General features: G+C 71.5%; 11 protein-coding genes. 4 read left to right on the top strand and 7 right to left on the bottom strand.

Annotated elements, in window-relative coordinates:
* The first annotated feature begins 44 nt into the window (after positions 1–44).
* A complete protein-coding gene (locus ACZ7LV_RS21630; protein ID WP_471941363.1) occupies positions 45–1,907 on the top strand; it encodes an MFS transporter in 1,863 nt (620 codons plus the stop codon).
* Here the strand turns inward: ACZ7LV_RS21630 and ACZ7LV_RS21625 are convergent, their stop codons facing one another.
* Positions 1,908–2,738, bottom strand: a complete 831-nt coding sequence (locus tag ACZ7LV_RS21625) for a hypothetical protein (RefSeq protein ID WP_471941362.1) — start codon at positions 2,736–2,738, stop codon at positions 1,908–1,910.
* A 76-nt stretch (positions 2,739–2,814) separates the two neighbouring features.
* Between ACZ7LV_RS21625 and ACZ7LV_RS21620 the strand changes: the two genes are divergently transcribed.
* Both ACZ7LV_RS21620 and ACZ7LV_RS21615 read left to right on the top strand, forming a co-directional pair.
* The gene (locus ACZ7LV_RS21620; protein WP_471941361.1) at positions 2,815–3,603 is read left to right on the top strand and encodes an SDR family oxidoreductase; all 789 of its coding nucleotides are present in this window, start codon (positions 2,815–2,817) and stop codon (positions 3,601–3,603) included.
* Positions 3,604–3,751: 148 nt separating this feature from the next.
* Positions 3,752–5,314, top strand: a complete 1,563-nt coding sequence (locus ACZ7LV_RS21615; protein ID WP_471941360.1) for a sodium:solute symporter family protein — start codon at positions 3,752–3,754, stop codon at positions 5,312–5,314.
* Positions 5,315–5,386: 72 nt separating this feature from the next.
* On the opposite strand, the gene ACZ7LV_RS21610 is transcribed toward ACZ7LV_RS21615, so the two are convergent.
* The 5 genes from ACZ7LV_RS21610 to ACZ7LV_RS21590 all read right to left on the bottom strand — a co-directional run bounded on the left by ACZ7LV_RS21610 (position 5,387) and on the right by ACZ7LV_RS21590 (position 11,412).
* A complete protein-coding gene (locus tag ACZ7LV_RS21610) occupies positions 5,387–5,650 on the bottom strand; it encodes a TM2 domain-containing protein (protein ID WP_401681914.1) in 264 nt (87 codons plus the stop codon).
* A gap of 236 nt (positions 5,651–5,886) precedes the next feature.
* A complete protein-coding gene (locus tag ACZ7LV_RS21605; RefSeq protein WP_471941359.1) occupies positions 5,887–6,312 on the bottom strand; it encodes a DUF2752 domain-containing protein in 426 nt (141 codons plus the stop codon).
* Positions 6,305–6,727 (bottom strand): TM2 domain-containing protein, encoded by a 423-nt coding sequence (locus ACZ7LV_RS21600; protein WP_471941358.1) that lies wholly within the window; start codon positions 6,725–6,727, stop codon positions 6,305–6,307. Before ACZ7LV_RS21600 ends, ACZ7LV_RS21605 begins: the two co-directional genes overlap by 8 nt.
* Positions 6,728–6,826: 99 nt before the next feature.
* Positions 6,827–7,942 (bottom strand): ADP-ribosylglycohydrolase family protein, encoded by a 1,116-nt coding sequence (locus tag ACZ7LV_RS21595; RefSeq protein ID WP_471941356.1) that lies wholly within the window; start codon positions 7,940–7,942, stop codon positions 6,827–6,829.
* A gap of 176 nt (positions 7,943–8,118) precedes the next feature.
* The gene (locus tag ACZ7LV_RS21590) at positions 8,119–11,412 is read right to left on the bottom strand and encodes a tetratricopeptide repeat protein (protein ID WP_471941495.1); all 3,294 of its coding nucleotides are present in this window, start codon (positions 11,410–11,412) and stop codon (positions 8,119–8,121) included.
* Between the two features lie 113 nt (positions 11,413–11,525).
* On the opposite strand from ACZ7LV_RS21590, the gene ACZ7LV_RS21585 reads away from it, so the two are divergent.
* Positions 11,526–12,041, top strand: coding sequence for a DUF2165 domain-containing protein (locus ACZ7LV_RS21585; RefSeq protein ID WP_471941355.1), 516 nt, complete (start codon positions 11,526–11,528; stop codon positions 12,039–12,041).
* Here ACZ7LV_RS21585 and ACZ7LV_RS21580 read toward each other — a convergent pair.
* Complete coding sequence (locus ACZ7LV_RS21580) at positions 12,034–12,603, bottom strand: hypothetical protein (RefSeq protein WP_471941354.1); 570 nt, start codon at positions 12,601–12,603, stop codon at positions 12,034–12,036. The genes ACZ7LV_RS21585 and ACZ7LV_RS21580 overlap by 8 nt on opposite strands.
* Positions 12,604–12,623 lie beyond the last annotated feature (20 nt).

Raw genomic sequence — 12,623 nt, 5'->3', positions numbered from 1 at the left:
GTATGCGGGGGAGAACGGAAGACGGGACACGGGGAGCGCCACAGGTGGCCACTGCGGAGCCGACACGCACCGACGACACCGGTCCGGAGACGGGAGCCGGTTCGCGAATACGCGTGCCCGCCGGGCCGCCCGGCGGATCGACGCCCGCGCCGAAGGCGCCGGACGAGCCGGACGCGCCGCACGGCGTGACCGTCCGTGAGCGGCTGAAGCGGCTGGCACGGCGTCCCGTCCTCGTCACCACCGTCGTCGCGGGAGTGCTCCACGTCACCTGGTTCTTCACGTTCGCGAACAGCGGTGGGGACCTCGCGGCGCAGGACGCCTGGGCCGAGTTCGTCGGCCGGCACCCGGACTCCGCGTACAACCTCGCCTGGTACGGCGGGATGCATCCGGTCTCCTACAGCATGGTCTCGCCGTATCTGATGTCGCTGCTCGGGGTGCGGACGACGATGATGGTCGCGGGGACGCTGTCGGCGGGACTGCTGACCCTCGTCCTGAAGCGCAGCCGGGTGGTGCGAGAGCCGCTGTGGGCCGGGCTCGCGGGGGTGTTCGGGCTGCTGTGCAACGCGGCGTCGGGGCGGGTGACGTTCGGGCTCGGCACGCTGTTCGCGCTGGGCGCGGTGGCGGTGGTGTTCTGCTGGCCGTACCGCTGGCGGTACAAGCGGTGGGCGAAGGCCCTGTGCGCGGCGCCGCTGGCCGCGCTCGCCACCATGTCCTCGCCGGTGGCGGGGCTGTTCGTCGGGCTGGTCGCGGTCGCGCTGTTCCTCCAGAAGCGGCGGCCCGGCGCGTGGGCGCTGGGGCTCGCGCCGGCCGCGGTGGTGGGGGTGTCGGCATGGGCGTTCCCGTTCTCCGGCACCCAGCCGATGTCGTTCGGCTCGGCCCTGCTGCCCGTGGTCTACGCGGCCCTCGTCGTCCTGCTGGTCCCGCGCGACTGGACGACGGTCCGCATCACCTCCGCCGTGTACGGCCTGTCGGTGCTGCTGGTGTGGCTGATCAGCTCGCAGATCGGCTCGAACATCACCCGGCTGTCGATGCTGTTCGCGGGGGTGGCGCTGCTGGCGGCACTGCCGTTCGCGGTGCCGCGTTCGCGCAAGTGGTACGCGATCGTGGTCGCCTTCACCGGATTCGTGGCCTGGATCGGTTACAAGTCGGTGGACGACGTCGTCAACACGACGCCGCGGGCGTCCTGGGCCCGTGAGCTGGCCCCGCTGGTCAACGAGTTGCAGGAGGTGGGCGCCGGGAAGGGCCGCGTCGAGGTGGTCCCGGCCCGCTCCCACCGCGAGGCCTCCGCGCTCGCCCCGTACGTCAACCTCGCCCGGGGCTGGAACCGCCAGGCGGACATGGAGCGCAACCCGCTCTTCTACGACGACACCCTCAACTCGGCCAATTACCACGAGTGGCTCAAGCGCTGGGCCGTGCACTACGTCGTGCTGCCCAAGGACGAGCCGGACGGGGACGGCGGTGAGCGGGAGCGGCAGCTGGTGCAGCGTGGGCTGCCGTATCTGACGCAGATCTGGGGGGACGCGAGCTGGCAGTTGTTCCGGGTGACCGACCCGGCCCCGCTCGCCGATCCCCCGGCCACCGTCGAGCGCGCCGAACAGGGGGAGATGACGCTCGGGGTGAGCCGGCCGGGCCGGGTGCTGATCCGGGTGCCGTACTCGCCGTGGCTGAAGCTGGTCGACGCCGAGGGCGAGGGAATCCAGGCGCCCCAGGAGACGGAGGCCTCCAAGGACCGGCCCGAGGGCACGCCGAAGACGTTCCGCAACGTGGACGGCTGCCTGATGGAGACCGAGGAGGACGCCGAGGGCGACAAGTGGACGGTGCTGGTGGCGCCGCGCGCGGGGACGTACCGGCTGGCGTCGCCCTACGAGTGGCCGCGGGGGACGCCGTGTCCGGAGGAGCTCAGGTGATCAGCGGAGCAGGTCGACGTAGCGGTCCGTTCCCGGCACCGTGGGGATGAAGGGGGCGACCAGCTCCGTACGGCCTCGTTCCTCGGGTACGTCGAGGTCCTCGAAGTGCTCGGCCCAGCAGTCCCTCGGGTCCGTCTCCAGGAACCACAGCAGGGTCAGCCGGGTGTCGACGCCCTCGACCTGCTTGACGTAGGTCATGCGCTCGCCCGGCAGCGGGACCGGGCGGAAGACGGTCACCAGGGCGGCCGGGGAGTTCCTGAGCCGCTTGGGGAGATGGCGGTCGCGCAGCCACTCCAGCAGTGCGGCGCGCTGCCCCGCCGACTCGGCGTCGACGACCTGGAGGACGAGTCCCGCGTAGGGGTGGTCGAGGGCGTGGAAGTCGCGGGGACCGGCGGCGCCGTCGCGGTAGACGGTCGCCTCGTGGTCCTGGAACGCGGTGAAGACGTGGGTGCGGGCGTGGTGGACGCGGGCGTCGCGGTTGAGGCGCTTGTTGATGGCGACGGTCCACTGCATGTGGTCGGCGTGGCGGCCCTCGGTGATCCAGTAGGTGGAGAGGTAGCAGCCGGCGGTGACGGGCCGGGCGATCGCCGACTTCTCGGGGCGGCGCAGGAGTTGCAGGTCGCGGGTGGCGACCCAGCGGCGTCCGGCGTACATCCAGGGCATGGCCATCGCACCGGCGTAGTAGTGGTCGTCCTCGTACCAGCGGTTGTAGGCGTACTCGTGGCCGGGGTGCGGTTCGACCATGGTGATCAGGGCATGGCCGGGGCGGACGCCGTAGGGGCCGACGGCGGCCAGGCCGGCGTAGAGGTCGTCACGGGTCTCTTCGGACATCGAACCTTCCCTCCTCCTGCGCTTGCCCCTACTCTGACGGTCCGTCAGATGACATGCCAGACCCAGGGAGGCCCCCATGTCACTGCTCGGCGGAAGGACCGTCGTCGTGTCGGGCGTCGGGGCCGGGCTCGGACACCAGGTCGCGGCAGCCGTCGTGCGCGACGGCGGGAACGCGGTGCTGGGCGCGCGGACCGAGGAGAACCTCGCCAAGAGCGCCGCGGCGATCGATCCGGACGGGGCGCGTACCGCGTACCGCGCGACGGACATCACCGACGAGGGGCAGTGCGCGGCGCTGGCCGGGCTCGCGCGGGAGCGGTTCGGGGGGATCGACGCGGTGGTCCATGTCGCCGCCTGGGACAGCTACTTCGGCGGACTGGAGGACGCCGACTTCGCCACCTGGCTCTCGGTGCTGGACGTGAACCTGCTGGGCGCGCTGCGGATGACGCGGGCGTGCCTGGCGGGACTGAGGGAACGGGGCGGCGGGTCGGTGGTGTTCATCGGGACGCAGTCGGCGGTGGCCGCCCCTTCACAGGTGCGGCAGGCGGCGTACGCGGCGTCCAAGGGGGCGCTGACGAGCGCGATGTACTCGCTGGCGCGGGAGCTGGGGCCGGATCGGATCCGGGTCAACACCGTGCTCCCGGGCTGGATGTGGGGCCCGCCGGTGCAGGCGTACGTGCGGTTCACGGCGCACACCGAGGGAGTGTCCGAGGAGGAGGTGCTGGCGCGCCTGAGGGACCGGATGGCCTTGCCGGAGCTGGCCACGGACGGGGACGTGGCGGACGCGGTGGCGTTTCTGGCGTCGGACCGGGCGCGGGCGGTCACCGGGCAGTCGTTGCTGGTCAACGCGGGGGAGTTGATGCGCTGAGCCCACCGAGGTCGTTCAAGTAGATGAACACAGGTCATCGTACAGAACTTTTTTGCTTGCTCTTGACCTTCCACTTGCTTGTCGTGCCCGCGTCGACGCACCCACGATGAGCGGGCCGTTCACCAGGCGGACCCCGGAAGGTTGACACATGAACAGTCTCGACTGGGCCGTGCTCATCGGCTACTTCGGCGTGATGGTCGCGATCGGCGTGTGGTCGCACAAACGCGTCGACAACGTCAGCGACTTCTTCACCGCCGGCGGCAAGATGCCGTGGTGGCTGTCCGGTATCTCGCACCACATGTCGGGATACAGCGCGGTGATGTTCACCGGGTACGCGGGGATCGCCTACACCTACGGGGTCACGTCGTTCGTGACGTGGTCCTTCCCCATCGCGCTCGGCATCGCCATCGGGTCGAAGCTGTTCGCGCCCCGGATCAACCGGCTGCGCTCCAGGCTCCATGTGGCCTCCCCGCTGGAGTACCTCAAGAACCGCTACGACCTGAAGACCCAGCAGGCGCTGGCCTGGTCCGGGATCCTGCTGAAGATCGTGGACGTGGGCGCCAAGTGGGCCGCGATCGCGACCCTGTTGTCGGTCTTCACCGGGGTCTCCCTGAACCAGGGCATCCTGATCACCGGTGTCGTCACCGGCATCTACTGCACGATCGGCGGCCTGTGGGCCGACGCGCTGACCGAGCTGGGACAGTTCGTGATCCAGCTCCTCGCCGGTGTCGCGATGTTCGTCGCGGTCGTGGTGAAACTCGGCGACTACGGCGGCTTCTTCGGCGTCTGGGACCGGCCGGAGCTGGCCGGCCACGAGAAGCCGCTGGTGGGGCCGTACGGCACGGTGTTCCTGCTGGCGTTTCTGTTCATCAAGCTGTTCGAGTACAACGGCGGCATGCTGAACCAGGCCCAGCGCTACATGGCGACCCCGAACGCCAAGGAGGCCGAACGGTCGGCACGGCTGTCGGCGGTGCTGTGGCTGGTCTGGCCGCTGGTGCTGTTCTTCCCCATGTGGATGTCGCCGCTGCTGGTCGACGCGCAGAAGCCGGACGGCTCCGACTCGTACGCCCTGATGACCGAACAGCTGCTGCCGCACGGCCTGTTGGGCCTGGTCATCGTCGGCTTCTTCTCCCACACCATGGCGATGTGCTCCTCGGACGCCAACGCGATCGCCGCGGTCTTCACCCGGGACGTCGCCCCGGTGCTGTCGGCGAAGGCGCGCACCTGGTCGGAGCGGTCCGGGCTGATCAGCGCGCGGCTGACGACCGTCGTGTTCCTCGCCCTGTCCATGGCGGTGGCGACCCAGGTGAACTCGCCGACGTTCAAGGACATCATCACGGTGGTCATCAAGTGGGTGGCCGGACTGATGGGCCCGATCGCCATCCCGATGATGCTGGGCCTGCTGCGCCCGTTCCGCCGCTCCGGTCCGACGGCGGCGCTCACCAGCTGGGCGGCGGGACTGCTGGCCTTCTGGCTGGTCAACTACCCGATCAACTGGAGCGTCGAGGGCGGAGTGCCGCTCCAGTACCAGGTGTCGATCCCGCTGGCGGTGTCGCTGGTCCTGTACATCCTCATCGGCTTCCTGAAGCCGGAGGACACGGCGGAGCGACTCGCGGTCATCGAGAAGATCAACACGGACGACGACAGCGCGGCGGCGACGGTACCGGCACAGGGCGGTCCGGCGGACGGTGTCGGCGCCCGGGTGGAGTAGGGAAGGCCGGTGGTACGGCAAGGGCCGCGCTCCCCGACGGGAGCGCGGCCCTTGCCTGTCGACCGGCCGGCGTCAGCCGCGCAGCACGCGGCCCTGCTTGTCGGTGCGGTCGTTGCTCGTGAGGAACAGGATGCCGTCGATCAGCGCCCAGAGGCCCAGGCCACCGCAGGTGAGCAGCTGCGCGACACCCACGCCGACGGAGCCCACGTAGAAGCGGCCGATGCCGAGGGTGCCGAGGAAGATCTGGAGGATGCCCGCGACGATCTTGGACTTGTCCGAGTACGGGCGGCCGAGCGGGTCGACACCGTAGGGGGCGTCGGCGGTGGGGACGGTCATGTGCTGTTGCTCCTGAGAAGTACGCGAAGGGCCGGAACGGGGAGTTCCGACAGCAGGAGGCAGCCGTCTTCGAGCAGGTCCGCATACCGCGGCCGTGTCCTGAATCCGCCCGCGCATGACCCCGTCACGCCCGGCCGTCCCCCCGATGACCAGGAGCATAGGGAGATGATCGAGGCCGACGGGAGTGGCGTGAAGTGATTGTGCCTTTTCCGTGATCAAGGCCAACGGACGGGACGTCACCCGAGGTTGCGGGCCACCGTCCAGACCACGGCGGCGGTGAGGATCAGCGCCTGGGTCCGCCTGCCGACACGGGGCCTCCAGTGACGCCCGCGCAGCCCCTCCCCCATCCAGCGCGCCAGCAGCGCGAGCGCGAAGGGCGAGGCGAGGAGCAGGGCCCGGTTGTCCAGCCAGGCGGCGTCGAACCGGCCGTGCATCAGGTCGTACACCATGCGGGTGCCGCCGCAGGCGGGGCAGAGCAGGCCCGTGACGAAGTGGAAGGGGCACGGCGGCAGGAGTTGACCCGGCAGATGCGGGTCGGTGCCGTAGACGTGGACGGCGCCGGCCGCCCCGGCGGCGAGCACGGCGAGCGGAGCCGTCGCGGGATGTCTCGACAGCAGACGGAGCGCGGTGCCGCGGCGGGGCGGCCGGGCCGTCTCAGCCACGCAGGACGCGTCCCCGGGCATCGGTGTGGTCACCGGTCAGCAGGAGGATCGCGTCGATCAACGCCCATATGCCGAGCCCGCCGCAGGTGAAGAGCTGGCCCAGTGCCATGCCCACGTGACCCGTGTAGAAGCGGCCGACACCGAAGCTGCCCAGGACGAACTGCAGCACGCCCGCGACGATCTTCGACTTGTCGGAGTACGGGCGCCCGTAGATGTCGTAGCCGTAGGGCGCGTTGGGGTCTCCGGTGTAGGTACCGGGCGGAAGCGGGCCGGCGTAGCCGGGCTGCTGCTGGTACTGCGGGGGGTATCCGTACGGGCCGGGGCCGCCGCCCGCGTACGGCCCCGCGCCGGGGTAGCCGTACCCGGACGGAGGGGGCTGGGGCGGCTGCGGGGGCTGCTGCGGCTGCTCGGACACGTGAGGTTTCTCCCGTTGGTGATCGCTCAAGAGGCATATGAGATGAACGAAGGTCATCTTGCAGGAGGGGACCACCGGGAGGGAACCCGCCCCCGCAGGTCAGCCCCGCGGATAGCGGGACAGCCAGGCCTGGGACGCGGAGGCCGGGGTGTGCAGGGCCGGGCCCTGGGTCATCTCCATCGCGAAGTCGTCGGCGAGTTCGAGGATCGTGGCGCGGCCCTCCAGTTCGGCGAGCCAGGCCGGGGGCAGGGCGGTCTCGCCGTGCAGGGCGCCGAGGAGGCCGCCGGTGAGGGAGGCGGTGGTGGCGGAGGGGCCGTCGTGGTTGGCGGCCAGGCGCAGTCCGTGCCGTACGTCCTCGCCGACCAGGGCGCAGTAGACGGCGGCGGAGACGAGCCGGTCCGCGGCGCCGTCACCGGCCAGGTCGGCGACCCGGTCCGGAGTCGGAATGCCCTGCCGTACGGCGCCCAGAGCCATCTGGAGGGCGGTGGAGACCGGCTGGTGGCCGGGCCGGGCGGCGAGCAGCGCCAGCGCCCGCTGCACCGCGCCGTCCAGGCTCTCACCGCGCGCCAGGGTGTGCACCATCGCGGCGTACGCGCCCGCCGCGAGGTAGGCGGTGGGGTGGCCGTGGGTCTGGGCGGCGCACTCCACCGCGAGCTGCACCACGAGGTGGGGCTCCCAGCCGACGAGCAGCCCGAAGGGCGCGGAGCGTGCGGCGGCCTCGGGGCCGGTCTCGCCGGGGTTCTTGGGGGCCTCCAGCGTGCCCATGATCTCGTCGCCGAGTCCGAGCAGCAGGTGGCGGGCGGGGTCCCGGGGGGCGTACAACCACTCCTCACGGGCCAGCCATCCGTCGTCCTTGCGGCGCTCGTCCGGGCCCCAGTCCCGTTGGGTGGTGGCCCAGCGCAGGTACGCCCGGTGCAGGTCGGTCGGCGGGTGCCAGGCGCCGGTGTCGCGGCGGACCTGGGCGCGGATCAGCCCGTCCACGGAGAAGAGCGTGAGCTGGGTGAGGTGGGTGACGGCGCCGCGTCTGCCGTGGGCCGGGGCGAGGTCCACGACGCCCTCCGGGCCGTGCGCCGCCCGGATCCCGTCGATGTCCAGCCCGTCGACGGGCGCGCCGAGCGCGTCCCCCACGGCGACACCGAGCAGCGTTCCGCGCACCCGGCTACGGAAGTCCTGCTGCTCGGTGCGACCCCACACGGCGCCCGCTGTCGCATCCACCAGACCTCCCCAGGGCACCGTCCGTACGTACGACAGCTCAGCACTGTATTCGACGGGGAACGATCGGTTCAGGGGGCGGATCGGTATGCGAGTTCTGAAAACAATGGTCGCGATTGGTCGGTTACGAGCCACGCCGAACGGTTCGCGTACGCCGTGACCATCCGCCGTGGCGGCATTCAGCTGCTCGCGGGTCGTGCCGCGTACCGCGTCCGCACCGCGTCGCGCGCCGCCGCCACCGCTGCCAGGCGTGGGGACAGGCGAGCCCGGTCGGCATCCGGGCTGCCCAGCAGTTCGGTGAGGAGGTCGGCCAATGCCGCCAGCAGGTTCCAGTCAGGAGCCGAGGCCAGCAGCTCGGACAGCCCCCGGTCGGCCCGGCCCCAGTCGCCGAGCGGCCACCCCGCCAGGCACAGTCGCAAGGGACCCGCCACGGTGTCTTCGTCTTCCAGCAGTCGCGCCAGCTCCCGCCAAAGAGGCGCCGAGGCTCGAAGTCCCTGGGAGCGACCGACTGTCAGAGCCAGACTGATGGTGCCGCCGACCGGGTCCTGCGAACGCATGCGCTCGGCGTACCAGCGCGCCGCCGCCCACTGCCCCGCGCGCCGGTAGGTCTCGCACCACAACTCGTCGAGAGGGCTTCGGGACACCGCCGTCCGGCCCGCTTCGGCCAGTCTGACCAGCGCCTCGTCCCATCGGTCGCACCGCATCAGCAGCTCGACGGCCTCGGAGCGCGCCCAGTCCGCGTCCCAGCCCAGCGCCACGCACCGGTCGAGGTCGGCCAGCGCCTGCTCGGTCCGCCCGACCGCCAGGCAGACCTGCGCCCGTCCGGCATGGGCCCATCCGTAGTCCGGTTTCAGCTCCAGGGCGCGATCCAGACAACGCAGGGCCTCGGTATGTGCCTTCACCGCCCGGTGTGTCGCACCCAGACTCGCCAGCGCGGCGGCGCTGTCCGGGTCGCGTTCCAGCACATCCCCCAGGACGGCCAGCGCCTCCTCGTGCCGGCCGGCGATGCGATAGGCCTCCGCCAGTTCGACGCCGGCCCAGGCGCTGTCCGGATTCAGGGCGACGGCTCGGCGAAGGTCCTCGAAGGCGCCTTCCCCGTCTCCCCGTTCGCGGCGCACCGAGGCTCGCATCACCAGAGCCCACACATAGTCGGAATCCAGCTCAAGGGCCCGATCGAGGTCGGCCAGCGCCTCCTGCGGCCTGTCCAGTCTGTGCAGGGCCACTCCGCGGCTCGCCAGGGCCTCGTCATCATCGGGATCGAGGGACAGGGCCCGGCCGAGTTCGGCGACGGCGTCCTCGAACCGGCCTGCGAGCCGGTAGGCCTCGCCCCGCTCCCACGCGACCCAGGGCGAGTCGGGCACGATGCGGGCCGCCCGATCCAGATCGGCGAAGACGGCTTCCCACTCCTCCTGGGCCGCCAGAAGAGAGGCCCGGTACACGAGGCCCCACACGTAGTCCCCGTCCACGGTGAGCGCCAGCGTCAGGTCGGCCATGGCCTCGTCGTACTGTCCGAGCGCCTGTCGGCTCTCGGCCCGGCACGCCAGGGAATAGAGATCGGTCGGATCGAGGGCCACGGCGCGGTCCAGGTCGGCCACGGCCTCCTCGTACCGGCCCGCCATACGGCACGTCTCACCACGGGCGGCGAGGATCCAACCTTCCTGCGGAGCCAGTTCGTTCGCACGGTCGAGGTCCGCCAGGGACGCCGGGAGGTCGCCGCGCAGCTGATGGGTGAAGCCCCGGCCGTAATAGGCCCTGGAAAGCTCCGGATCGAGTCCGATCGCCTGGTCGTACTCGAGCAGGGCCCGCCCGTACTCCCCGTCGTTGCGCAGTCTGGTGCCGCGCAGCGCGTGCGCCGTGGCCCGGCCCTTGGTGTCGAGTCCGGGGCGGGACAGCAGGAGGTCCATGGCCTTCACCGCGCCGTCCGCCTCGTCGGCGAGCGCCTCGCGCAGCCGCCCGCCCCAGTCACGGAGGTCCGAGGCCCCCGTGGCCCAGCCGGCGTCGTCCAGCATGCGCGCCCAGTGACGGCCGACCACCACGTGCGTGCGACAGGCTTCCACCACTTCCCGCAACGCATCACCGAGCGCCGCGGACGGCCGAGCGCACAGCAGGTGATACGTCTCCTCCTGCCGCAGTGCGCGCCACTCCTCCTGCTTCCACACCGCGAGGTCGCCCAGGCCCCGCCCTGCCTCCTCACGCCAGCCGCCGTACACCTGCGCGAGCTTCTCGTGCCGCTCGGTCCAACCGCGTGGTGAGCGGCGTCGCTGCAACCTCAGCATCGGCTCGCGTACCAGGTCGTGGTAGCGCAGCCGGTCGCCCCGGTCGTCGACGAACGCCAGGCCTCGCAACCATCCGAAGAGGGCCTCCGCCTCCTCCACGGGGCGGTCCACGAGCGCCCGGAACACGTCCATGTCGAGGCGCCGGGGCAGTGCGCAGGCCAGGGCCACCGCCCTGCGCGCCGGGTCGTGCTCCCACTTCAGGAAGCGTTCGACCGCCGTGGCACTGGGGTCACCGATGTCCGCGGGGTCGTCCGGGCGCTGCTCCGCCAGGGTCGAGACGAGCACGGGCAGCCCACCGGTGAGCCGCAGGACCTCCTCGACCACCGGCTCGGCGACCACTCCCTTCTCCGCCAGCAGCCCGCGCGCCTCCGTCTCCGTGAACGGCCCGAGGGGCACGTCGGTGACGAAGTCCGCGAAGCCACCCCAGCGGGCGCTGTCCAGGGGGAGTTGCCCGGCGGTGACCACGACGACCGTGGCAGGCAGGGCGCCGTGCCGGTCCGTGGTCATGACCTGGTGCAGCCAGCCGTCGAGGAACGGCCCGGTGAGCTCGTACGTGTCCAGGAAGAGGACGATCCAGGGCACGGCGGCCGCCACCTCCGCCAGTTGGCCGAGCAGGACCGGCGTGAGGACCCGTTCCGGATCGAGGACCAGCTGCGCGTCCTCCTGGCTGCGGAAGCGTGCGCTGACGCCGGCTCGTACCCGGTCGGCGCCCTGTGCGAGCCGGTCCGCGTCGAGAGCACCGGCGAAGGGGCCCACCACCGGCACCATGCCCAGCCCGACGAGACCGGCCCGAGCGGCGGCCAAGCTGCCGGCCGACGGTCCCTCGGGCTCCGGCTGGAGCGCCGCCATCGCGGCCTCCGCCTCGTGGCGCCGGTCCCTGTGTGCGGCGAGCAAGCGATCCAGCTCTTTGAACCGGTGTCCCTGTGCCGCGAACTGGCTGCTCACAGCGGCCATCATCTCCGGCACGCTGCCGACGCCCTCGTCGACGTAGGCGGTGAGGGCGCCCCTCTCGCGGGCGATGTGCTCCAGCTCCCTGACCAGAAAGGTCTTCCCGACCCCCGCGTTGCCGTGCACGTGGAACCGGAAGCGATGCCGCTCGTCCTCGCACGGTGCGTCGAAGTTCGCCCCGAACGCGGCCCGTTCCATGCCCCGCCCCACGAATCCGACGCGTCTGCGCAGCTTGATCAGCTCCTGCATCGACAGTCGCGTCCCCGCCACCCGTAGGCCCCCTCGGTCCGTCCCTCCAGAGCAGTGCCACCATTTTGACGCACCGTGCTTGGACGCCGCGTGGCACTGGTAAGAGAAGAGGCATGTCCACAACCACCACGCGCACCAGCAGACGCACGATCCCCATAGCCGCCACCGTCCTCACCGGATCCGTGGCCCTCTACCTCGCCCTCGTCGCCTTCGGGAACATCACGGACTTCGGGACCAACCAGGACTTCGTCCGCCATGTTCTCGCCATGGACACCACGTTCAAGGACGAGGACCTGATGTGGCGGGCCGTCACGGACACCGCGCTCCAGGACGCGGCGTACGTCGCGATCATCGTGTGGGAGACCGTCGCCGCGCTCGTCCTCGTCGCCGGCACGTGGCTCTGGGTCCGCGGCCCGCACCCGCTGGCACGGCGGGTGTCGACGTACGGGCTGCTCATGGTGATGGCGCTGTTCGGCGCCGGGTTCCTCGCGATCGGCGGCGAGTGGTTCGCGATGTGGCAGTCGGAGAACTGGAACGGGCTGGACGCGGCGACCCGGATCTTCCTCGTCAGCGGCGTCGTCCTGCTGGTGAACCACCTGCCCACCGGCCAGGCGGAACCGACTACTTGACGACCGTGACCTTCGTCCCCGCCGTCCCGAACGTCCACAGCGCCGAGCTGTCCGCCGACTTCATGCGGATACCGCCGGTCTGGGTGCCGGACGCGGCCGGCGGGGGCGAGGAGCCGTCCACCGCGGCGGAGAAGGCGATGTTGACGCCGGACTTGGCGGCGAAGTAGACGATGTGCTCGATCTCCACGCCGTCGGAGCCGGTGGTGGCGTCGGTCCGGGTCCCGACCGTGTAGGCGCCGGGGTCGGGGTCGACCGTGCCGGGCCACACCGTGAACGTCCGGCGGGTGCTGTCACTGGCGTCGACCAGCCACACCCGCCGCTCCCCCAGCGCGTACACGATCCGCCGTCCGGTCCCGGAGCCGTCGGGCACGGCCGGCGGGGCCGGCTTGCTCGGCTTGGGCTTGACGCTGACGGACGCCGAAGGACTGGGCCGGGTGGCCGCCGCGGCGGGGCGCTGCCCCTGTCCGGCCTGCACGGCCAGCACGGCGACCGCCGCGATCGCCCCCGCGGTCAGGCCGGACACCCAGGCCCAGGAGGGAAGCCGTCGGGCAGGCACGGGCACGCATCTCCTCAGTCTCCGAC

Source organism: Streptomyces sp. NPDC107562 (assembly GCF_055657325.1).
This window is presented reverse-complemented; position numbering and strand designations above follow the sequence as displayed.